A 22,045-nucleotide genomic window follows, 5' to 3' on the forward strand; every position below is an offset into this window, starting at 1 on the left:
TGACCTCCCCCCTGATGCGGACATTGGCGATGCCGAAGTCGTTGCAGACGCTCAGCATCAGGAAATCATTGACGCTACTGACGAAGCCCTGCACCCGGAGGAAACCGGCGACCAGAAACCTGAGGTCATGCGGGGAGGCGATCAGGGTCACCATCTCCCGGTCATTCACCCTCAGCACCAGAGGGAACTCCTGGACTACATCGGCCTCTCCACGTACGAGGCCGCTACCTGAATAGACATGCACTTCTTTCATCGATCTTCTTCCTACATATGTTTGATTACGTTATCCCCTCGACCTCCGGGCCTGCGCGCTGAAGCGCTTCGGCGCGCAAGCGGGAGAGCCAGGGGTGGAAGGTAGCTATGGCGGGAGGTTGCCGTGATCGGAGTGGCGGACGCCCTCTAGTGGATGGCGTAGATGGGGAGACTACAGAGGTTATCCGTTTGACTCGGTTGGGGAGCGATGTCTGGGGCAGGGGATCAGCGGAGCTTGCAGCAGCCCTCACCCCTTCCCCTCTCCCGGAGGGCGAGGGGACTATGGTCCGGATGGCGAGGGGAACTGCCAGGAAGCGAGGGGAACTGCCAGGAAGCGAGGGGCACATGGCGGAGAGGTGGCCTGTTCCCCCCTTTGACAAAGGGGGGGCAGGGGAGAGTAGGCGGGCACGCTCAGAGAACCAGCGGGAGCTTACATCAATCGTTATAGAGGAGATATCCCTGGCGCTGGTGGAGGAAGCGGCGGACGCCGTCGCTCCAGCGTCGCGTTATCTCCACCGCCGACTGCCGTGACTGCACCGCCTTTCTCACCTGTTCGGACCCTGCCATGTCATCGAAGCCGCCCCTGAAGAAGATCTTCCGGGCCGGTTCCTGGACGGCGGAGTAGAGGGCGCTGATGACGGCGATGCCGGTCTCCACGGGGAGGACGCTGTGGTAGTCGGTTATTTCGATGCGCACCCCGCTGACGTCGCGGTTGCGGTACTTCGGGGCGCTGGAGATTCCGGGAAGGCTTTCCGGCGTGAAATGAATCGGCTCGAAATGCAATCCGGGGAGTTCCTCTGCGTTCAGCTTGTCCGCCAGGGCCTGCGCATCCACTCCCGGCCAGCCGGCCAGCCCGAAGGGATAGTTGCTTCCTCGTCCCTCGGAGGCGGCGGTCCCTTCCAGCAATCCCGTCCCGGGATAAAGGAGGGTCGATTCAAATGAGGCGAGATTGGGACTGGTGGCAACCCAGGGGAGACCGGTGTCCGGCCAGCGCATGGAACGCTGCCAACCCTGCATCCGCACCACTGACAGATCAAGCCTCGACAGCCCTGGGAGCATTTTCTCCCCCTTGATCATCCCGGCCAGTTCCCCGACCGTCATCCCATGAGCAAGAGGAATAGGATAGAGCGAGGTGAAGGTGGTCGGCTGCCCCTCGCGCACGAAGCCCGCGACGTAGTTCCCTCCCAGCGGGTTGGGGCGGTCCAGCACCATGAAGGGAATTCCCGCCTCGGCCGAAGCCTGCATGACATAGCCCATGGTGGAGATGAAGGTGTAATAACGGACACCGACGTCCTGGATGTCGAAGACCACCATGTCCAGTCCCTTCAGGTCCTCCTGGCGCGGCTTCCTGGTGGCGCCGTAGAGGCTCTTCACCGGTATGCCGTCGACAGTGCTATCTGCCAATTTTGCCCCGTCCTCGGCCTTCCCCTTGAGCCCATGCTCCGGCGTGAAGATCACCGCCGGCCGCACGCCTTTTTTCTCCATCTGCTCAAGGATATGCACGCCACCCAGTGTGGCGGACTGGTTCGTTACCAGGGCGAACCTCTTCCCCTTGAGGGACTGGAAGCCCTCCTCGTTGAGAACCTCCGCACCGGTCTTTACGGTTTCCGCTTGTGCGATGTGGGGAGTGATCAGGGCCAACAGGAGGGAAATGAATATTATGCAGCGCAACACGTGGACCTTCCTTATAAGTGGATCTAACCGCAGCACCTTACTCTCAAAATTATGGTGGCGCAAGGCTTCGGTACGGCAGTCTTTTATAGATATCGGACGATGTCGTCTTTTCATCTGATTTTTTTGTCCATGGTACAAAAAAAGGTTGTCGGATTGGATGATTTAAAATAAGGTGGTCACATTTGTTTTTGATAACAATGCTGCTGCTATAAATTATACTAGGAGGTTCCATGAAAAGAACTCTGCTGGTCCTAATCGTGTTCTTTGCCGGCGCCGGTGTTCTCTGGGGCGCGGGAATGAAGAAGAAAAAGCCGCTCCCTTATGAGTTCGGGAGCGTCACCATCAACAACTACTCCCAGCAGGCCGGCATGGCGCCTGTCGTTTTCGATCACTGGATCCACCGGAAGAACTACACCTGCAGGCTTTGCCACGTCGACATAGGCTTCGGGATGACCGCCAACTCCACGAAGATCAGGGCCGTCGACAACAGCAAGGGCTATTTCTGCGGGACCTGCCACAATGGTTCCTCCACCTACAACAAGAACAAGATTTTCGCCTCCTGTGCCTCCAGTTATACCAGGGACGACTACAAGCGGTGCGTGAGATGCCACGCCGTGGAGAAGGATCCGGCCAGGGAGGAAGCTTTCCACGACTTCGAGGAGAGGATGCCGCGGGAGACGCTGGGCAATGGCATAAATTGGGAGAAGGCTGAGCAGAACGGGCTGCTGAAGCCGCTGGACCATCTGGAAGGCGTATCGCTGAAGAAGTCGTCCATGAAGGTCCAGGGGGACTTCGCCCTTAAGACCAAGGTGGAGGGTATGCCGGACATCATCTTCTCCCACGCCAAACACACCGTCTGGAACGGCTGCGAGCTCTGCCATCCAGATATCTTCGTCGGCATCAAGAGGGGAACCACCAAGTACTCGATGATCGAGCTCTTCGATGGAAAGTATTGCGGAGTCTGCCATGACAAGGTCGCCTTCCCGCAGACCGACTGCAAGCGCTGCCACGCCACTCCGGTTTAGAGGTAGGCCATGAACATTCCATACATAAAAGTGGTGGCCGTCGTCGTGGCGGCGGTCGTGTCGCTATCGTGCTTCCAAATCTCGGCAATGGCGCAGGAGGATCAGTCCTGGCGGGCGGGTCTCGAAGAGGCGTGCGGTAAGAGTAACGAGGCGATGGCGCTCTCGGTGAAAGAGTTGACCACGCTGCTCGAAAAGTGCGATGCCCTGGAGAAGGCGATCCAAAAAGAGGATGAGTCCGTGCGCAAGGTCTACCTGAAGAGGCTTAGCCTCTGCAGGAACCTCTACGCGTATGTGCTTGAACATAAGAAGAATGAGCCGTCGACCTCTTCATCCGCATCGCCGTCACATTGAAGTAGGTTCTTCCATAAGAAGTGGAAGCCTCCCCCCCCTGCCCCCTCCCGCAAGGGGAGGGGGACTCTCGGAGACGGTGTCTGGTGAGGGAACTGAGAGGCTGGTCGGACGAGGCGGCGTTGAGTTAAAGCGAAGTCCGCGGCGGTCACGTCCCCCCCTTGTCGAAGGGGGGACAGGGGGGATTTGCTTTCCCGCTGGCGTCGGCTACGCCGTGATCAGAGACAAAATGCAGCGGCGAAATGGAAGGTCGGGGTACATGAGCAACAAAGACAAGGTGGGAAAATCCGGCGCAAAATGTTTGAGGCAGGGCGTGGCTGCGCTTTGCGTTGTCCTGTTGCTCAGCTCCGGGAGTAGCGCACTTGATCGGGCCGAACTCGACAAGGTGCTAAAAACGATACCGCCTAACGGGCCCTTCTGGAGATACGGTAACGTAACCATGCGCGGCAAGTCGAGAAAAGCCGGAATGGATGCGGTGGTCTTCGCCCACTGGAGCCATCGATCCCGTTACACCTGCCGCGTTTGCCATCTCGACCTCGGATTCAGCATGCGCCAGGGCGACACCGGCATCACCAGAAGCCAGTATCTCTCCGGGAAGTTCTGCGGCGCCTGCCACGACGGCGTCACCGCCTTCACGGTCAAAGACGGGCCTGACGCACAGTGCGAACGCTGTCACATGAAAAACACGAAGGACCTGGAAAGAGCCTTTGCCGCCTTCTCCGAATCAATGCCCATCGCACCGTTCGGAAACGGGATCGACTGGGCCGCGGCCCTCAAGGATGAGTACATCAAGCCTGTCAACTCACTTGAAGCCTCCGAATCCGGAATGCACCTGCCGACCAAGCTGAAGCAGCCCTTGAAGCTTGGCACCTCATCCCCACGAAGCGACGTCGCTTTCTCCCATCAAGACCACTTCGCCGAGCTTGACTGCTCCAGCTGCCACCCCGACATCTTCAACATCAAGCAGAAGAGTAACGCGGCTTTCACGATGGACAGCAACATCTATGGCAGTTTTTGCGGCGCCTGTCATATGCAGGTCTCCTTCCCCATGAACGACTGCCGGCGCTGCCACCTGTCCATGAGCAAGTCGGATTACTGAAATAACAGCAATGCACCCTTCGACAAGCTCAGGGTGAACGGTTTCCACCACCCTTCGACAGGCTCAGGGCGAACGGTTTCCACCACCCTTCGACAAGCCCAGGGGGACCAGTTTCACACCCTTCGACAAGCTCAGGGGGACCGGCACAACCATGCTCGCTGGATGCCGTTCGTGCTGAGCCTGTCGAAGCACGCACCTTGATGGTTCCAGTCACGCGGACTTGATTCCAGTCGCGCGGACTTGATGGTTCCAGTCGCGGGGATAGTAGGCCTTGTCGGGGATTGTTTCAGAAATGGAGCATGGTGCCGAGAGGGTCCCTTGAAATGGCTCAGGAAGAGGCGTGGTCCGCGGCATCGATGCAGAGCGCGGCATAGATCTTGGCGGCGGCGAGTACTTCGGTGAAATCGACCTGCTCTTCGGGGGTGTGGGAAACCTCGAGGGCGCCGGGGCCGAGAATCAGCGGCTTGGATCCTGCCGCGAAGAAGAGGTTGCCGTCCGAGTGGGATCGGAAGGCATCGAATTTCAGGGGCAGCCCCAGCCGGGGATAGACCTTCTTAAGCGTGCGGGCCAGCCAGTTGTCGGTCCCGAGGTGGTATCCCGCCGAGGCGAAGTCGAAATCTACGGTGAGGTCCAGCCTCGGAATTGAATGCTTCGCCTCGGCCACGATGCCGCGGATCGCCTGCTCAAGCGAGGCAGGATCCCGGTCCGGCGGCAGGTGCAGATCGATCCAGGTCTCGCAGCGGTCCGGGACCACGAAGCCCTTCCGGGATGAACGCATTTCCCGGATCGAGTAGACGATCTCTGACTGCTTCCTCTGGAACAGCGAGTTCCTCCCCAGGTGCAAAAGGACCCGGAGCATCGACTCCACGGCATTGTGCCCCAACTCGGGGAGGGATGAGTGACTCTTCAGGCCGTGGGTTACGAAGCCCGCCTCCATGTAGCCGTAATGGGCGAAGCAGGCCGAAAGCCCGGTCGGCTCCCCGATCACCGCCCACGGTGCCGGGCAATGCTGAAGGAACGTGGCGCTGCCGTCGCCGTTTTCCTCCTCGCCCACCACCAGCAGCAGTCCCACCGGCGGTCGCTCGGCCTCGGGCAGTGCTCGCCCCAGCGCCAGAAAAGCCTCCACCATGGCTGCGCAGCCGCCCTTCATGTCCGAACTTCCCAGCCCGTGGATGACGTTTCCCTCCTCCTTCGCTCCAACCTCCTCCAGGTCCCAGGCGTGCACCGTGTCGACATGGCCGACCAGGTAGAGCAGCGGCTCCCCCTGGCCCATCGTCGCCAGCAGGTTGTACCGCTCCTCCTCCACCTCCTGCCGCCGCACCTCGAAGCCTTCACGCCGCAGAAGGTCCTCCAGGTAGAGCTGGATGTCCTCCTCCTTGCCGGAAGGCGAATAGATGTCGATCAGCTCCAGGAGGGTCTTCCTGAGACGCTGCTGGTCGACCGCGGCGATGGCTCTTTCGATCCGGTCGCTCATGTCTTCTTCACCGTTTTTTTCTTGTGTTTGCGGGAGAGGTTCAGGGTCATGTAGACGTGCTCCTGGATGTTGGCGAAGCCGTGCTTCTGGAAGAAGCGGATGGCGGGGGTGTTGCTGGCGGAGGTATCGATGATGATCATCCGTACCCCCTGGTCCTTGAAGCGCCTCTTGAGCTCTTTGAAGAGCCTGGCCCCCACCTGCATCTTCTGCAGGTCGGGACGCACCCCGAGCCAGACCAGGTAGCCGTACTTCCAGGGGGAGTGGTGCTTCTTGACCGTGGTCCCGAGGGCGAATCCGACCAGGCGGTCCTCATGCTCCGCCACGATGCAGAGCTCGTTGTCGGAGTTGAAGAGGGTGGTGATCTCGTATTCGTCCCAGGTGCGGTAGAGACTCTGGGAATACTCGGCCGTGAAGAGTTCTTCCCCTATGTGGAACACCTCGGGGAGGTCGTCAATCATCATCTCCCTTATCCGGGGAACGTCTTCGCCGCTTGTGGTCTGGTCCGCCATGATCATCCTCGCTACGTGATCCGGATCTGCTCCATTATAGCAGAGTTAACGCGGGCGATGAGGGGGCCAATTAGATCAACCTGTTGCCGCTTAAGTCCCAACCTCGTCAGGGGGCGGGATTATGGGCGAGCGAGATATATTAATGCCGCAGAGATGGTAAAATTCTTAGGTTCCAGCTTGGCAGCCACTCCCCGGTAAAGGGGCCTTCATGTCAAGGTTTCTCCCGCTATACGCCGCGATTGCCTCGCTCCTCATCCTTCTTTTTAATCCCGCCCCGCTCGTGGCCGCCGACCCGCTTGAGGTCGAGGTGACCGGGGTCGAGGGGGCGGCACTGAAAAACGTCCATCAGGCTCTGATCCTGCCTTACGGCCTGGTCCGCGACGGCAAGGTGGACCAGCTCTGGCTCAACCGTTTCGCGAAACAGGCGGTGGAAAAGGCCAGGCTGGCGCTGGAGCCGTACGGCTACTACCACGCCGAGGTGACTTCGGCGGTAAAGGAGGTGGGCACGGGGCGGTATGTGCTGCTGGTGAGGGTGGTGCCGGGGGCGCCGGTGCGGGTGGCTTCGGTCGATCTCCAGCTCAAAGGTGCCGGGGCAGGCGAGGCGGAGTTGCGCCAGCTGGCGAGAGCCTTCCCGCTGCGCAAGGGAAACGTGCTGCTGCAGCCCGAGTACGAGCGGGCCAAAAGCGCTCTAAAGTCCCGGGCGGTCAGCCTAGGCTACCTGGACGCCGACTTCACCAGGCACGTGATCCGCATTGCCGCCGGAGAGCAAAGTGCCGCCATCGCGCTGACACTGGAGACTGGTGAGAGATACTATTTCGACGACGTCCGCATCGAGGGGGCGACCGGTTACCCGCAGGACTTCCTCAGGCGTTACCTGGCGTTCAAGAAGGGAGAGGTCTTCTCCTTCGCCAAAATCGGCGAGACCCAGATCAACTACTCCAACTCCGAGCGCTTCAAGACCGTCATCATCAACCCTGAAAAGGAACTGGCCAAGGACCACCAGGTCCCGGTGCTGATCAAGCTTACCGCCGCACCCCGGCGCACCATCCGCCCCGGGGTCGGCTACGGGACCGACACCGGCGGAAGGTTCTCGGTCCACTACCGCGAGCTGAACCTCTTTCACAAGGGGCAGGACCTCGACATGACTCTCTATGCCGCCCAGCGCCTTCAGGGCTTCGCAGCCCGCTACACCATCCCGAACGTCCATGACCTGAAGGGTTCCACGGCTTGGCAGCTGAACCTGCAGCAGGAGGACGTCACCACCTATACAAGCCAGCTTGCCGCCTTGGAATTCGACTACAACCGGAGCCTGGGCCGCGGGGAGCTCGCCACTGCCTACGTCAAGCTCCAGCAGGAGGACTTCACCATCGCCAGCCAGAAATCGAGCTCGAGACTGGTGCTGCCCGGCTTCCGTTTCTCGCGGGAGCGCTTCGACAACCTGGTCCGACCCATGCGGGGGTACCGTTACGCCCTCGACCTGAGGGGGGCTCACCCCTATTTCGGTTCGGACACCGGGCTGGTCCAGTTCATCGCCGATGGGAACGCGGTGCTGCCGTTCCCCGCGCGCCTCTCCCTCCACCTGCGCAACAAGCTGGGCGTCACCATGCTGACCGACCCGCTGTCCGACATTCCCCCCTCCATCCGCTTCTTCGCCGGCGGCGACCAGAGTGTCCGCGCCTTTTCCTATCAGAGCCTTGGTCCCAAGAACGCCCAGGGCGAGGTGACCGGCGGCAAAAACCTGCTGACCGGAACGGTGGAGCTGGAGCGGGCCCTTTTCGAGAAGTGGGGGCTCTCGATCTTCCATGACGCCGGCAACGCCTTCAACGACTTCAACAAGCTCCACCTCTACCAGAGTGCCGGCATCGGCCTTCATTATTACACTCAGGTCGGGGGGCTCAACCTCTCGCTGGCAAAACGGCTCGGTACCAGCAAGCAGATCTACTACATCCATTTCACCGTGGGGTTCCAGCTGTGAGAAGGCTCTGGATCTACATCGGCGCAGCGGTATTGGCCATCGTCCTGCTCTGCCTGGGGGCGCTCTACTGGCTCCTCGAAACCAACAGCGGGGCGCGCTTCGCCCTCTCCACCCTCGGCTCGGCGGCGGGGCTCCAGCTCTCGGTGCGCGAGGTGCGCGGCTGGCTTCTGGACGGCCTCCATCTGGCGGGGGTAAAGGCCAGCAAAGGGAAGATGCAGGCGCAGATCGACGCGCTCGACCTCTCCTGGGACCCCCGACAGCTTCTCGGCGGGAACCTGGTGGTGCGGGAGGTGGCGATCTCGGGGGTGCGGGTCCAGGACGATACCCCGAAAAAAACTCCCAGGCTTGTCTGGCCGCGGCTGAGCCCGCTGCTGCGGCGCTTCAGTGTCCATGTCGCCCGGGTCGAGGTGACGGCCCTCAGCTACCGGCACATGCAGGATGCTCCGGTGGTGGTGACCGATCTGACCACCGCGCTGGCACTGGAAAACGGCCTCCTCTCGGTCTCCGACCTGCGCATCGCCTCTCCGCTGGGGCGGGTTTGCGGCGACCTTGCCGCAGGGTTCTGGTATCCCTCCCTGAGGATCGACCTGGCCGCCATCCCGGCCCGCCCGCTCCAGGGGATGGACCGCTTCTCGCTGCAGGCCAGGCTTCTCCCCGGGAAAGAGGAGGAGCTGATGGCGGGGCCGATCGCGGCGGCGGGGAAAAGCGGGGGCGCGCAGCGACTGGAGGTGACCGGGGAGCTCGGCATCACCGCCAAGGCCTTCAACATCAGAGGGCTTACCGTCTTAAGGCCCGGCCGGCGCGGGACCGTGACCGCCAACGGGAGCATCACGCCCACGATCACCAGTCCGATCCTCGCCCTGGCACTGACCATAAGGGACCTCGACCTGGCGGCGGAGCTGAAGCGCAAAACGCGGCTTTCCGGCACCGCCACCTTCTCGGGGACTGTCTCGGATTTCCACGGGAGCTTCGCCCTGGCCAACAGCGGCCCCGGCTGGGAGACCGCCGCCCTCTCGGCCACTTTTCGGGGAGGAAAGAGCGGGGTGAGGCTCGCACCCCTTTCCGGGAAGCTCCTGCAGGGAGGGGTCACCGGCGCCCTCGACATCGCCTGGAGCGCGGGGACCCGCATCAGCGGGACCCTTTCCGGACGAGGGCTGAATCCGGCCCGACTGACGGCCCGGTGGCCGGGGGTGGTCAACCTCGACCTGGCGGGGAACCTCGAAGTCGCGAAAGGAGGCGGGTCTCGCGGGGCCGTACGGGCGAAATTACTGGAGAGCAGGCTGCGCGGCCAGAACCTCAAGGGGGAGGTCGACGCAGCCTTCGCCGGGAAGCGCCTGCGCATAGACCGGCTGCTGCTGGTCGGCGGGGGCTTCGATCTGCGGGGGGGCGGGGAGCTTGACCGGCGACTCAACCTGGTGGCGCACGTCAGCGACCTTTCCCGCCTCGCCCCGGGGACAGCCGGGCAGCTCGATGCCGAGGGGTGGGTGCGCTGGCGGGACGGGCTCCTGTCCGGGAGCGCGCGGGGGCGCGGGGCCAACCTTGCCGCGGCCGGGGTGCGCGCGGCCGCGCTGCAGCTCAATGCCAACCTGGGGGAAGGGAAGGAGTACCCGCTCCGTCTCGATGCCACCGTCGATACCATCCGCGTCGGTCACTTCCAGGCGCAAAGGGCGCTCCTGTCGCTGGAGGGGACGGCCGCGCAGCATTCCCTCGGTGCCGATCTCTTTACCACCGAGGGCGAGGCCCATGCCGGGCTTTCCGGCGGCTACCGCAGCGGAGCCTGGCGCGGAGAGCTCACCAGGCTTTACGGCCACGACCAGGTAGGCCCCTTCGCCCTGGCAGCCCCCGCTCCCCTCATGGTGAGTGCCTCCGGGGTGAGTATCGCTCCCCTGGTAATCAATGGCATGCCGGGCGAGCGGGTCGAGGTGGCTGGAGAAATGAGGCGTCATCCGACATCAGGCTCCTTCCGGGGAAGCTGGAGCGCCCTGAACCTGGCCCGGGCCAACGGCTGGCTGGAGGGGGTCCTGCTGACGGGGGCGAGTTCGGGTAACCTGACCGCGAGGCTGCTGCCGGGTAAGAGGGTTGATCTGGCTGGAGGGTTCGACGCCCGGGGAACCGTGGTCACCAAGGACAGCATCATCAACCTCCAGCACGTGGCCGCGCATATCCGGGGGGACCGGCGAGGAATGCGGGTGACGGCTGACCTGGTCCTCGAAGGGGGGAGCGGGGAGGGGCATCTGGTCTTCGCTTCCAGAGAGCCCGCTTCGCTTTCGCTGCCGCAAAGCGGGGACCTGACCCTGCAACTGGCCAACTTCGACCTGGCTCTGCTCCGTCCGGCGATCCCCGCGGACCTGGTCGTGGACGGGAGAGTGGCCGGTCTGGTGAGGGGGAGTCTTGCCCCCGGGAAGAAGGTCGATCTCAGGGGGAACCTGGCTCTCGCCAACGGGCACGTCACCTGGACGGGTGACAGCGAGCGCGCCGACGCCACTGTCGACACCGCTGAGGTCTCCCTCAACTGGCGGGGGCGCGCGGCCGCCGGCAAGGCTGCCGAAGGGGTGCTGCAGCTTCAGGCCCGCGCCGCGGCCAGCGGAACCTATAGCGCCAACGGCCAGCAGATTGCCCTCAGCCGCTTCAACCTCCGGGTCGATGCCGACCAGCAGGGGACCCGCGCCAGCCTCGATGCGGCCCTCGACCGGGGAGGCGCCCTGAGAGCCGCCTTCTCGTCGACTTCGCCTGCCACAGCCGGCGTCCCCGAGACCGCGGAGTTCGCCTTCGAGTGGGGAGGGATCAATCCCGCCCTCCTCAAGCCGCTCCTTCCGGCCGGGCTGAACCTGGAGGGGAATTTTGCCGGGCAGGGAAAGGGGCTGATACTCCCCGGCAAACGGGTGGAGATGACGGGCGAGGCGGTCTTCTCGCAGGGGAGGGCCAAGTGGCAGGGGCAGTCGGGAGAGATGAACGCCAACCTGCGCTCCGCGACCCTGGCCTTTGTCTGGCGCGGCGAGACCTTATCCTCCACCCTCAACCTGTCACTGGCCGAAAACGGGGAGGCCCGCGGCAGCCTGGTGCTCCCCATCCCGGCCCGCATCCCGGTGGCCGAGAACCAGAACGGAGCCCTGCAGGGCTCGCTGGTCGGCAAGGTCCAGGAGCGCGGTTTCCTGACCGCGCTCCTCCCGGGGGTGGTGCAGGAGAGCCACGGCGAGCTGAGCCTCGACCTGAGGGTGGGGGGGATATGGAGCGACCCGAGGCTGGAAGGGACCTTGGAACTCGCCAAGGGCGGGGCTTACCTGCCGAGCGCCGGGATAACCGTTTCAGATGTCCAGCTGGTGGCCAGGCTGCAGGGGGACCAGATCGTGATCAATCCCGTGAGCGCGACCTCGGGAGGTGGGCGCCTGCAGGGGAACATGGTGGTGCGCCTCAAGGGCTGGGAGGTCGCGGGATACAGCGGCAGCGTGAACGGCGAGCGCTTCCAGACCGTCTTCCTCCCGGAACTGCAGATGGTGACTTCGCCGCGGTTGACTTTCCAGGGGACCGGCAGGACCGCCACGGTGCGAGGGGAGGTGCGGGTCCCCGAGCTGCTGGTTTCCGGCCCTCCGACCAAGGGGGCGGTTACCCCCAGTTCCGATGTCATCCTTGAAGGCGCCCCGCCTCGCGCTGCCGGGCCCAGGTATCCTCTGGTGGTCGACGGGCTGGTCCGCGTCGTGCTGGGGGACAAGGTACAGGTCAAGGCCTCCGGCATAGACGCGAAGCTGGGAGGCGGGATGGACCTGGTGCTGAAGGGACTGGACAACATCACCAGCAGCGGCGAGATCAGGGTGGTCAAGGGGAGCTACCGCGCCTACGGTCTCGACCTCGAAATCGTCCGGGGCCGGCTCTACTACGCCAACGACCCCGTCACCCAGCCGACGCTGGACATCCTGGCGTTGAGGACGGTAAGCGACATAAAGGCCGGCGTCCTGGTGGCGGGGTACCTGCGGGCGCCGGTGGTGAAGCTCTACTCCGAGCCGTCGATGGCCGATGTCGATATCCTGGCCTACATGGTCCTCGGGCATCCGCTGGGGACCGGCACCGGCACCGATCAGGCCAGTTCGCTGGCGCTGGCTGCCAGCGGCCTCCTGTCTTTCGGCCAGTCGGAGTCCGTACAGGAGCAGATCAAGGACAGGCTGGGGCTGAGCGTGCTCGGCGTGGAGACTATTACCCCTTCGACCTCCGGGCGCATGGGGTACAAGGAGGTGTCGGTCACCCCGACCGGTGCGCCTTCCAAGGCCGCCGCCACGGAATCGCTGCTGACGGTAGGGAAGTACCTGACCCCGAAGCTCTATCTGAGCTACGGCCGCTCGCTGGTCACCGGGGGGAACCTCTTCATAATGCGCTACGATCTTTTCCGGCACTGGCAGATCGAGACCCAAAGCGGCAGCGAGAGCGGCGCCGATCTCTACTACAAGCTGCAATTCGACTAGCGGAACTCTCCCTGATAAAATGAGATCAGGACCGGAGGATAGTCATGAGAACCGTAGCCGGGATCGTGCTGAGCCTGATGCTGATAATCGGAAGCTCCTCTGTGGTTGGCGCGGTCCAGAAGATCCAGTCCCTCTGCCAGTACCACTACCCCAGCGACTACCTGTACCAGTGGAAATGCGTGCGGCTCACCTGGAACGACACCCCGCGGAGAGTTTTCGGCAAGTACTGGAAGGACGGGCTGCGCTTCAACCGCATGGACCGGCGCCACTTCATAGGCGGCATCTCGGTGAAGGTCCCCCGACCGATGAAGCAGGTCAAGGATTTCAATCCCATGCCTCCCTTCTACGAGGAAGCCGAGCTGGAGCCGCAGTTCATCCTGATCGACCAGAACGAGATGTTCCTCGGCGCCTATGAATACGGCGACCTGGTCTTTTCCACCCCGGTTGCGGTCGGGATCGACGGGTACCGGCTGAAAAACGGCTCCTACCGGGTCGACGCGGTCCACGCCCGTCACGAATCGAGCCTCTACCGGATGGAAGGAACCGACCGTCCCTATCCCATGCACTACGGCCTGCGCTTTTACACCGAAAAAAAGCAGGATGGCTGGACGACCTACTGGCTCCATGGCCGCGATATCCCGGGCTACCCGGCCTCGCACGGCTGCATCGGCCTCTACGACGAGGAGATGCAGAGGGCCTACTACAACGAACCGGAGCGCCCCATCCTCATGGACGCGAGGAAGCTCTATGAGTGGGTGGTCCGCGACACCCCCGATCACACCGGTGAATTTCAGAGTCTCATAAACGGTCCCAAGGTCCTGATCGTGGGCGAGCCTCCCGTCCCGGACCCGGAGAATGGCATGGAAGCGGGCATCAATGTCGTCCCCGCCTCCGGCCGGCCCGGGCAGCGGCCGTAAGCGGCCACTACGCTCCCTTCTTTCTGCTGGCGCGCAGAAACCCAACCGTTTCCCCCCCCCCGCTAACTACCCCAAGTCACTCCCTGCCTCTGCCTCTAATTAGTTCCTCAAGAATCCTCTTCTAATACCGATAAGGCACGAGGTGTAGCCGGCCCGAAAAGTCGGATGCGCCTTTTACCGACCCTGACCCCCGTTTTTCAACTCGATGATTTGAGGTATAGATGTTTCGCCCCTTCCGGACGTGGGTTGTCAACTGCGCCTTCGTGACCTGCATAGCCTTCTCCCCCCTCTTCGCCGTACCGGGCCAGGTCCTGGCTGAGGAGACGCCCCCCCGGCAGGACGAGGACCTGACCGAGCTCAGCCTCGATCAGCTGACCAAGGTCGACGTCGCCATGGTCTACGGCGCCTCCAAGTTCGAGCAGAAGGTCACCGAGGCCCCGTCGGCCGTCAGCATCGTGACCGCCGACGAGATAAAGAAGTACGGCTACCGGACCCTGGCCGACATTCTCCGCAGCCAGCGCGGTTTCTACGTCACCTATGACCGCAACTACGAGTACATCGGCTCCCGCGGAGTGGACCGCTCGGGAGGGTACGACAGCCGCATCCTGGTGCTGGTCGATGGCCACCGGACCAATGAGAACATGTACGACGCCGCCTTCGTCGGCAATGACTTCATCCTCGACGTGGACCTGATCGATCGGGTAGAGATCATTCGCGGCCCCGGCTCCTCCCTCTACGGCGACAACGCCTTCTTCGCCGTGGTCAACATCTTCACCCGGCATGGCAAGAAGCTGCAGGGAGCGGAACTGTCGGGGGAGGCCGGGAGCCTCTCCACCTACAGTGGGCGGGCGAGCTACGGCACCCGTCTGGATAACGGCCTCGACCTTTCCTTCTCCGCCAGTCTCCTCGACAGCCAGGGCCGACGCAAGCTCTACTACCCGGAATACGACGATGCCGCGCACAACTACGGCGTGGCCAGAAATGCGGACTACGAGAACAACTACAGACTCTTCAGCACGGCCTCCTTCCGCGACTTCACCCTGCAGGGCGCCTATTCCTCCCGGGAGAAAGGCGTACCGACCGCCTCTTTCGGAGCCACCTTCGACGATTCACGTTTCAAGACGGTGGACAGCAGGGGATACCTGGACCTCAAGTACCAGCACACCTTCGGAGAGGACTGGGACACCACGGCCCGCGCCTATTACGATTACTACAACTATCACGAAAACATCCCCTTCGATTCCGACAGCGGTGGCTCGATTTTGAACCGCGACACGGCGCTGAACAAGTGGTGGGGTACCGAGCTGAAGGTGTCGAGGACCTTTTGGGAAAAACACCATGTGGTGGCGGGGTCCGAGTATCAATCAAACACCACCCAGCTCTTCTACAACCACGACATCGAACCTCGCTATGATTACCTCAAGGTCGACCGACCGACCTGGCGCTGGGCTTCCTACTTCCAGGACGAGTTCACCATAGTGCCCAATTTCATTCTGAACGCCGGGGTCCGCTACGACTTCTACAATACCTTCGGCGGGACGGTGAACCCTCGTGCAGGCCTGATCTATACTCCGGTGCCGGGGAGCAGCATCAAGGCCCTCTACGGCGAGGCCTTCCGGGCACCCAACAGCTACGAGCTTTACTACGATGTGGCGGAGTTCCAGCAGAAGGGCAATCCGGAGCTCAAGCCGGAGAAGATAAGGAGCTACGAGCTGGTCTGGGAGCAGGGGTGGGGCGAGCACGTCCGCAGCACGCTGGCCGGCTTCTACAACAAGATCAGCAACATGATCAAGCAGCAGACCGACCCAGGCGACGGGATGCTGGTGTTCCAGAATGTCGACGTGGTCACGGCGAAGGGCGTCGAAGCAGAGCTCGAGTCGAAGTGGAAGAGCGGGGTTGAAGGACGGGTCAGCTACACCCTCCAGGACGCGAGGGACGACCGCACCGGGCTGGTGCTGGTCGATTCCCCGCAGCACATGGCCAAGCTCAACTTTATCGCTCCTCTCTACCGTAAGTCGCTCTTTTCCGGCATCGAGCTCCAGTATCTTGGCAGCAGAAAGACGCTGGCCGGGAACCGGGTGGACGGGTATCTTGTCACGAACCTGACTCTTTTCAGCCACGACCTGGTGCCGGGAGTGGAACTGTCCGGGACCCTGTACAACCTCTTCGACAAGCAATACGGGATTCCCGGGGGGGGCGAAAACAAGCAGGACGTCATCGGCCAGGACGGCCGGACCTTCAGGGTCAAGCTGAGCTATCGGTTCTAGCCTGTGTCGATTGAGCCTCCCCTTGCCAATGGTGCAATCCCCGAGCATAATCTTCCTGTGGAAGAATCAGGCTATACTCCGGGAGGATGCTCATGAGATGTCCGGTATGCAGGAACACCGACCAGGTCGGGACTGTACTGCACAGTGACGGCTTCAAGGAAGGTATCATCGAGTGCACCATCTGCGGCACCTCGTGGTCCGTTAATCATGGCGTGGTCGAAATCGTCAACGACCCCCAGGTCGACTCGTTTCTCCAGGCACAAAGCGAGTGCGTGGAAAGCGATGACTACCCTCTCGCCGAAGACGGCGAATAGCCTCGGCCGAACCCGCCATCACTCCTCCCTGTTCACGCCCGGCGCCCGCCACCGCTGACTTTTCTTTACCGCCTCAACCTCATTGACTCCTTCTCTCACCCCCGTCGCCGTCTCCTCTGACCTGAATAGCGACTCATGAACCAGTTGTTCGTGTGGGCTCGCCGGCCCCGTTGACAGCGCCCTCCATAACGGGTAGTCTGGCGGAACTCTTTAATGGGAGGTGCGCCGGCCACATGAGATCGCTTAACATCATCGGTTGCGGCAAGGTAGGAAAGGTCGTGGGCCGCCTTTTTCACGAGGCATCCCTCTTTCAGATCGGCGACATCTTGAACCGGTCATTGGATAGCGGAAGGGAAGCAGCAGGCTTTATCGGAGCAGGCAGGGCTGTGGCCAGTTACACGGAGATGCGTCCGGCCGACCTGTACCTGATAGCCGCCTCCGATGACGCCGTTGCCCTTTGCGCTGACGAACTGGCCGCCTCGGGGCTGGTTGGCCCCGGCTCCGTGGTCTGGCACCTCAGCGGAGCCCTCGCCAGCACGGTGCTGGCCGCGGCCCGGGAGCGGGGAGGGGAGGTGGCCAGCGTCCACCCGGTTAAGAGCTTCGCGGATCCCGGTATCTCGGTCGCCACCTTCGCCGGCACCTGGTGCGGCATGGAAGGTGATGCCGCGGCAGTCTCCGCCCTCGTTGAGGCTTTCCAGGGCATAGGGGGCAGAACCTTCGCGGTCGATACGGCCTTCAAGACCATCTACCACGCCGGATCGGTCTTCGTATGCAACTACCTCACGGCGGTACTGGAAGCCGGCATCCGCTGCTTCGAAAAGGGGGGGCTGCCGCGGGAGACGGCCATGCAGGTCATGGAGCCGCTGGTGCGGGGAACGGTCGACAATGTCTTCAGAGCTGGAACTGAGCAGTCGTTGACCGGTCCTATCGCTCGTGGCGATGCCGCCGCCGTTTCCAGGCAGCTCGATGCCTTGCAGGGGTGGGATGACGAGATGGCGCAGCTATACCGGGCCTTGGGCCGCGTGGCGCTGGAGTTGGCAGAGAGGCGTTCCGGAGCCGCCGCTCGCTTCGAGGCGATCGGGGCGTTACTGGGAACTCACGGATAGAGGTCCTTCGGGGGGCTCAACACGAAGCCGTAACCCGGGCGTCGACGGGTTCGGCGCGGACGGCTGTTGCCACTGGCCTTCGACATCACCGGCACGAGCAACTGCAGCCGCTCATCTTCAGGTCGCTATGGTCGTTCACCTTGAGCTTGTCGAAGGGTGTATTAATTTATTTCGTTAGAAATTTTTTAATGGATACGCTGTCATTTTTATTTATAATGAGCTGAAAAAATCATTAGAGGGCGCCCTTGGCTGAGAGAAAGAAAATAGGGGAGATCTTTGTAGAGCAGAGGATACTGGCGCCCAGGACGGTGGAAAGGGTCGTCGCCATCTCCAAGAAGCTCAACAGGCGGTTCGGTACGGTCCTGGAAGAGATGGGGCTCGTGACGGGGCAGGAACTCTCCGCTGCCCTCGCCTTCCAGTTCGGCTGCAAAACCGTTTCAAACTTCGCCAGGGCTTCGTTCCCCCCCCAGCTCCTCGGGATCATAACGGCGAATACCGCCCTGGAACATCTGATCTTTCCCCTCAAGCTGGAAGGAGGCAGGCTGCACATCGCGGTTTCCGATCCCGGCTGCACCAAGATCCTGAACAACATCGCGGCCAATAACGGCGTCACCGTCGTCACCTATGTCGGCACCCGTACCGAGCTCAAGGCTGCCATCTGCAGGCATTACCTGGGGATGAGCCTCAACGAGCCGGGCAAGAAAACGGTCCTGGTGGCCGAAGACGACAAACTGGTCTTATCCCTGCTCCGTAATGTCCTTTCCTCCTCGTATGACGTCGTCACCGCCGGGGACGGGATTGAGGCCTTCAAGGAAGCGGTGGTCCGGAAGCCGAAGGTCATTCTCACCGACAACGAAATGCCGAAGCTCGACGGTTTCGGGCTCTATGGCGCGCTGCAGAGCACTCCCGAGACCAAGGCGATACCGGTCATCCTGATCTCTGGGATCGCCACCGCCGAGGCCGAGGCCAGGGCTTTCGAAAAAGGATTCTTCGACTTCATACCGAAACCGGTCAAGGAGGCGACCATCCTGACCAGGGTGAAGCGCGCCTACGATTACAACGAGCAGAGCACCTATCTGTTTATGAGGTAATGGGGCTGGCGCTGCCGGGGAGAGCTGCGGGACAGCCCCCTCCGACAGCATGCCTGCATCGTCAGCCAGAGCCTTGATGGCCTCGGCCTCCGTGGGCATCCTCGTCCCCGTGGTCCTTAGCCGTTGACCGCGACGGCCCCTTCCATATCTCGTGCCGTTGCCTTGTCATCACTGGAAAAGACCCTGTCGATGTCAAGGATGATGATGAACTGGTCGGCGTGTTTCCCCATCCCCTTGATGAAGTCGGTGTCGAGCTTGGTGCCGATGCGGGGCGGCGGCTCGATCTGGTCGGGCTCGAGGTCCAGCACCTCCTGAACCGCGTCCGCCATGGCTCCCATCACCACCTTCTCGCCTTCCATCTCCACCTCGACGATGATTACGCAGGTGTTCACCGTCTGCTCGGCGATGGCCATCCCGAACTTCAGTCGCAGGTCTACCACCGGGACCACGCTCCCCCGCAGGTTGATCACCCCGCGCATGTAATCCGGCGTCTGGGGGACCTTCGTGATGGAGGTGAAGTCGAGCACCTCACGCACCTTGCCGATGTCCAGTGCGAACAACTCGTCTTCCAGCCTGAAAGTCAGATACTGCGTGATTTCCGTGATAGTTGCGACCGCCATTTTGCTCTCCTTTTTGCTCGTTATGACTGCCGGGTGCGCACCCGTCCTTTACAGCTGCTACGGCCACGACCTCGTCACAACAGGACCTCTGCGCTCCTTTTGGTCCCCGTTGTGTCGATTGGTGGCAACGTGGGTATTGATATCGGCCCTTGTCCTCGAAGATTGAGGCTTTTTCTTTCAGGTTATAAGGTTATAATTTCGCTCATCTCCGGCACTCCAAGATCGAAACACAGGTGAGACATGAACATCCTGGCCATCGACCCCGGCTCCACCTCGACCAAGTTGGGATTTTATCGGGCGGGCGCCTTGCAGAAGGGGTGCGTCGAGCACCCGCGGGCGGAGATTGAAAGCTTCGCCTGCGTCATGGACCAGTTCGGCTACCGCATGGAGTGCATAGACCGCTACCTGCGGGAGTCCGGGGTCGCGGGAATCGCCTTCAATGCGGTCGTCGGGCGGGGAGGTCTGGTCAGACCGGTGGCCGGAGGGGTCTATCTGGTGAACGACCTTCTCGAGCGCGACCTCAGGCTGGGGGTGAGCGGGGAGCATGCGGCCAACCTGGGAGGGGTGCTGGCCTCGGCACTCGCCAAGCGGCATGATGTTCCCGCCTACGTGGTCGACCCCCCGGTGATCGACGAGCTCTGGCCGGTGGCACGTCTTTCGGGGCTGGCCGGGGTGGAGCGCAGGAGCATGTTCCATGCCCTGAACCAGAGGGCTTCCGCCCGCGATGCGGCAAAGGAGCTCGGCAGAGCGTACGGGACGCTCAACCTGATCGTGGTCCACTTAGGCAGCGGCATCACCGCCGGAGCCCACCGCAAGGGGCGGGTGGTGGACGTCAACAACGGCCTGAATGGCGACGGCCCCTTCTCCCCGGAGCGCACCGGAGGGCTGCCGCTGATCGGGGTGCTGCAGCTGATCGAGGAGGGTACCTGTTCCATCGGCGAGCTGAAGGTGATCATCGCCCGCAAGGGGGGTGTCTACTCCTACCTCGGTACCGTCGACCTGCGCGAGGTTGAGCTGCGCCGCGAGCACGGGGACCCTGAGGCTGCCCTGGTGCTGGACGCGCTGGTTTACCAGGTCGCCAAGGAAATCGGCGGGTTGGCCGCTGCCCTTGATGGCGAGGTGGACGGTATCGTCCTGACCGGGGGGCTGGCCCACAGCGAGAAGCTGGTGGCGGCATTGACCAGGAAGGTGGGATTTGTGGCGCCGGTTCTGGTGAGGGCAGGGGAATACGAGATCGAGGCGCTGATCGAAGGGGCCCTGCGGGTCCTCTCCGGCAGCGAAGAGGCCAAAATCTATCCGGGAGCGGCGTATGAAGATCGGAGCTAATCTGCAGGCGGTGCTCCAGGCCAGGGAGTCGTCGCCGGAAACTCTCCGCGAGGCGCTGGGCTGGGATGAGGCGACGCTGGGATTGGTCCTCTCGGACCAGCTCTCCCCCCGCATCTCGGAACTTCTGAGACTTGCCACCTTTCTGGGTGTCGGCATCTCCACCCTCCTGTACGGGAAGGAACAGTCCGAAAAAAGGGCCATCAAGACCAGCAAGAACGAGAGGGTAGGGGTCACCAGGAAAGACTTCCTCCATTACGAGAGCCTCGCCCCGGCCTTCGCCGGCAGACACCTGGAGCCTTTCGTGATCGACCTCTACCACGGCCGGGAAAACGAGGTAGAGGTGAGCCGGCACCCGGGCGAGGAGTTTATCTTCGTGCTCAGCGGAGAGCTGCGGGTGACGGTGGCCGGTGAGGTCTATCTGCTGGAGGCCGGTGACTCCTTCTACTTCGACTCCGGCCTTCCCCATTCGCTGCTCTCGGTGACCGAGCATTCGCGGGTGGTGGCTGTCATCTACAAGGGCGAGTCGATGTTCCGCCTTACCAAGGGGCACGGGATGAAGAGCCTCATCGAGGCGGCGAAGCTCCTCGAGCGGCGAAATGTGGTGCTGGTCTGCCCGGACGCCACTTCGCTCTCTGCGGTGAACAACGGTATCGAGGAGGGGATCATCGACAAGGCCTACCTGGTCGGGGGCCTTTCGCGGCTGAACGCCGGTTGCGCCGGGGAGTTCGTCTACGACAGGCACTACTCCCTGGTCGACGTTCCGGCTTCAACCGAGGATTACGAGGCGGAGGCGGCCCGCTCGGGGGTCCAGCTGGTCCGGGCGGGGAAGGGGGACATGCTCATGAAGGGGTGCCTCAATACCGCCACCTTCATGAAAGCTGTGCTGAACAAGGAGCTCGGGATCGGAATCGGGAGGAGGCTCTCCATCGTCAGCGTCTGCGAGCTTCCCGGTGTCGACCGGCTGATCTTTCTCACCGACCCGGCCATCAACCCCGAACTCTTCCAGCATGAGGATCCGACCTCGGGGATCGATATCATCGAGAACGCCATAGACGTCGCCCGCGGTCTCGGGGTGGAGCGCCCCAAGGTGGCGCTTCTGGAGGCGAACGAGGTGCCATCCTGCAACATCCCCACCACCCTCCTGGAAAAGACCCTCTCGGAGCGGGAGTGGCCGCTGGCGGAGGTCTCCGGCCCGCTCTCCTATGATCTCGCCCTCTATCCGGAGGCCGTGGCCAAGAAGGGGTTGACTGGAAATCCGGTCGCGGGCAAGGCCGACATCCTGGTGGTCCCCTACATCTGCGCGGGCAATTTTCTCTACAAGAGCTGGGCCTTCACCATGGGGGCGGAGGTCGCCAACGTGGTCCTCGGGGCCAGAGTTCCCATCATCCTCACCTCCCGCAGCGACAGCGATCTCACCAAGTTCCTGACCATCTGTGCCAGCGCCCTCTACAGCCACTTCCTGCAGCGGGAGCGGCCACCGGCGCCGGGGGAAGACGCTGACCCCGGGCGGCGCAGCGGGGAGAGCGCCTTCGCACAGGAACGAGGTTGAGCATCGAAGGCGTGGGGGGTGTCGACCCCTGGCAATCAGGTACTC

At 62.5% G+C, this 22,045-nt stretch carries 17 protein-coding genes; 12 read left to right on the forward strand and 5 right to left on the reverse strand.

All coding sequences use genetic code 11. The annotated features are described in order from the left end of the window. The coding region (locus tag AC11W3_RS17860) for a formate dehydrogenase accessory sulfurtransferase FdhD (protein ID WP_484093482.1) at positions 1-253 on the reverse strand (253 nt) is incomplete at its 3' end. A 434-nt stretch (positions 254-687) separates the two neighbouring features. Further along, positions 688-1,926, reverse strand: coding sequence for an exo-beta-N-acetylmuramidase NamZ family protein (locus AC11W3_RS17865; protein ID WP_484090714.1), 1,239 nt, complete (start codon positions 1,924-1,926; stop codon positions 688-690). A gap of 230 nt (positions 1,927-2,156) precedes the next feature. On the opposite strand from AC11W3_RS17865, the gene AC11W3_RS17870 reads away from it, so the two are divergent. The 3 genes from AC11W3_RS17870 to AC11W3_RS17880 all read left to right on the forward strand — a co-directional run bounded on the left by AC11W3_RS17870 (position 2,157) and on the right by AC11W3_RS17880 (position 4,398). Next, positions 2,157-2,951, forward strand: a complete 795-nt coding sequence (locus AC11W3_RS17870) for a c(7)-type cytochrome triheme domain-containing protein (RefSeq protein WP_484090713.1) — start codon at positions 2,157-2,159, stop codon at positions 2,949-2,951. A gap of 9 nt (positions 2,952-2,960) precedes the next feature. Beyond that, positions 2,961-3,302 (forward strand): hypothetical protein, encoded by a 342-nt coding sequence (locus AC11W3_RS17875; RefSeq protein WP_484093483.1) that lies wholly within the window; start codon positions 2,961-2,963, stop codon positions 3,300-3,302. 256 nt (positions 3,303-3,558) lie between these two features. After that, positions 3,559-4,398 (forward strand): c(7)-type cytochrome triheme domain-containing protein, encoded by an 840-nt coding sequence (locus tag AC11W3_RS17880; RefSeq protein WP_484090711.1) that lies wholly within the window; start codon positions 3,559-3,561, stop codon positions 4,396-4,398. A gap of 328 nt (positions 4,399-4,726) precedes the next feature. Here the strand turns inward: AC11W3_RS17880 and AC11W3_RS17885 are convergent, their stop codons facing one another. Beyond that, positions 4,727-5,872 carry a M20 family metallopeptidase gene (locus AC11W3_RS17885; protein ID WP_484090710.1) on the reverse strand — a complete coding sequence of 382 codons (1,146 nt, stop codon included), beginning with the start codon at positions 5,870-5,872 and terminating at the stop codon, positions 4,727-4,729. Next, the gene (locus AC11W3_RS17890; RefSeq protein WP_484090709.1) at positions 5,869-6,381 is read right to left on the reverse strand and encodes a GNAT family N-acetyltransferase; all 513 of its coding nucleotides are present in this window, start codon (positions 6,379-6,381) and stop codon (positions 5,869-5,871) included. Before AC11W3_RS17890 ends, AC11W3_RS17885 begins: the two co-directional genes overlap by 4 nt. 208 nt (positions 6,382-6,589) lie before the next feature. Here AC11W3_RS17890 and AC11W3_RS17895 point away from each other — a divergent pair, with 208 nt between their 5' ends. The 7 genes from AC11W3_RS17895 to AC11W3_RS17925 all read left to right on the forward strand — a co-directional run bounded on the left by AC11W3_RS17895 (position 6,590) and on the right by AC11W3_RS17925 (position 18,505). Beyond that, positions 6,590-8,356, forward strand: a complete 1,767-nt coding sequence (locus AC11W3_RS17895; RefSeq protein WP_484090708.1) for an autotransporter assembly complex protein TamA — start codon at positions 6,590-6,592, stop codon at positions 8,354-8,356. After that, a complete protein-coding gene (locus AC11W3_RS17900; protein ID WP_484093484.1) occupies positions 8,353-12,810 on the forward strand; it encodes a translocation/assembly module TamB domain-containing protein in 4,458 nt (1,485 codons plus the stop codon). Before AC11W3_RS17895 ends, AC11W3_RS17900 begins: the two co-directional genes overlap by 4 nt. Positions 12,811-12,854: 44 nt before the next feature. Next, positions 12,855-13,727, forward strand: coding sequence for a L,D-transpeptidase (locus tag AC11W3_RS17905; protein ID WP_484090706.1), 873 nt, complete (start codon positions 12,855-12,857; stop codon positions 13,725-13,727). A gap of 221 nt (positions 13,728-13,948) precedes the next feature. Beyond that, complete coding sequence (locus AC11W3_RS17910) at positions 13,949-15,994, forward strand: TonB-dependent receptor plug domain-containing protein (RefSeq protein ID WP_484093485.1); 2,046 nt, start codon at positions 13,949-13,951, stop codon at positions 15,992-15,994. Positions 15,995-16,086: 92 nt separating this feature from the next. Continuing rightward, entirely contained in the window at positions 16,087-16,308 is a 222-nt protein-coding gene (locus tag AC11W3_RS17915) for a hypothetical protein (RefSeq protein WP_484090704.1), read from the forward strand. A 233-nt stretch (positions 16,309-16,541) separates the two neighbouring features. Further along, a complete protein-coding gene (locus AC11W3_RS17920; protein WP_484093486.1) occupies positions 16,542-17,414 on the forward strand; it encodes a Rossmann-like and DUF2520 domain-containing protein in 873 nt (290 codons plus the stop codon). Between the two features lie 245 nt (positions 17,415-17,659). After that, on the forward strand, positions 17,660-18,505 hold the full coding sequence (locus AC11W3_RS17925; RefSeq protein WP_484093487.1) for a response regulator: 846 nt from the start codon (positions 17,660-17,662) through the stop codon (positions 18,503-18,505). Between the two features lie 116 nt (positions 18,506-18,621). Here AC11W3_RS17925 and AC11W3_RS17930 read toward each other — a convergent pair whose 3' ends face one another. Then, positions 18,622-19,125: a chemotaxis protein CheW gene (locus AC11W3_RS17930; protein WP_484090701.1), complete on the reverse strand. Its 504-nt coding sequence runs from the start codon at positions 19,123-19,125 to the stop codon at positions 18,622-18,624. Between the two features lie 240 nt (positions 19,126-19,365). On the opposite strand from AC11W3_RS17930, the gene buk reads away from it, so the two are divergent. Next, a complete protein-coding gene (buk, locus tag AC11W3_RS17935) occupies positions 19,366-20,451 on the forward strand; it encodes a butyrate kinase (protein WP_484093488.1) in 1,086 nt (361 codons plus the stop codon). Continuing rightward, a complete protein-coding gene (locus AC11W3_RS17940; RefSeq protein ID WP_484090699.1) occupies positions 20,435-22,000 on the forward strand; it encodes a phosphate acyltransferase in 1,566 nt (521 codons plus the stop codon). Before buk ends, AC11W3_RS17940 begins: the two co-directional genes overlap by 17 nt. Positions 22,001-22,045 lie beyond the last annotated feature (45 nt).

It is taken from the genome of Geomonas sp., from assembly GCF_056994735.1.

What these genes read in the sequence shown, in the direction of transcription:
- buk (WP_484093488.1), top strand. Translation starts at nt 19,366, where the DNA reads ATGAACATCCTGGCCATCGACCCCGGCTCCACCTCGACCAAGTTGGGA.
- AC11W3_RS17915 (WP_484090704.1), top strand. Translation starts at nt 16,087, where the DNA reads ATGAGATGTCCGGTATGCAGGAACACCGACCAGGTCGGGACTGTACTG.
- AC11W3_RS17930 (WP_484090701.1), bottom strand. Translation starts at nt 19,125, where the DNA reads ATGGCGGTCGCAACTATCACGGAAATCACGCAGTATCTGACTTTCAGG.
- AC11W3_RS17920 (WP_484093486.1), top strand. Translation starts at nt 16,542, where the DNA reads ATGAGATCGCTTAACATCATCGGTTGCGGCAAGGTAGGAAAGGTCGTG.
- AC11W3_RS17870 (WP_484090713.1), top strand. Translation starts at nt 2,157, where the DNA reads ATGAAAAGAACTCTGCTGGTCCTAATCGTGTTCTTTGCCGGCGCCGGT.
- AC11W3_RS17895 (WP_484090708.1), top strand. Translation starts at nt 6,590, where the DNA reads ATGTCAAGGTTTCTCCCGCTATACGCCGCGATTGCCTCGCTCCTCATC.
- AC11W3_RS17880 (WP_484090711.1), top strand. Translation starts at nt 3,559, where the DNA reads ATGAGCAACAAAGACAAGGTGGGAAAATCCGGCGCAAAATGTTTGAGG.
- AC11W3_RS17875 (WP_484093483.1), top strand. Translation starts at nt 2,961, where the DNA reads ATGAACATTCCATACATAAAAGTGGTGGCCGTCGTCGTGGCGGCGGTC.
- AC11W3_RS17940 (WP_484090699.1), top strand. Translation starts at nt 20,435, where the DNA reads ATGAAGATCGGAGCTAATCTGCAGGCGGTGCTCCAGGCCAGGGAGTCG.
- AC11W3_RS17890 (WP_484090709.1), bottom strand. Translation starts at nt 6,381, where the DNA reads ATGGCGGACCAGACCACAAGCGGCGAAGACGTTCCCCGGATAAGGGAG.
- AC11W3_RS17910 (WP_484093485.1), top strand. Translation starts at nt 13,949, where the DNA reads ATGTTTCGCCCCTTCCGGACGTGGGTTGTCAACTGCGCCTTCGTGACC.
- AC11W3_RS17885 (WP_484090710.1), bottom strand. Translation starts at nt 5,872, where the DNA reads ATGAGCGACCGGATCGAAAGAGCCATCGCCGCGGTCGACCAGCAGCGT.
- AC11W3_RS17905 (WP_484090706.1), top strand. Translation starts at nt 12,855, where the DNA reads ATGAGAACCGTAGCCGGGATCGTGCTGAGCCTGATGCTGATAATCGGA.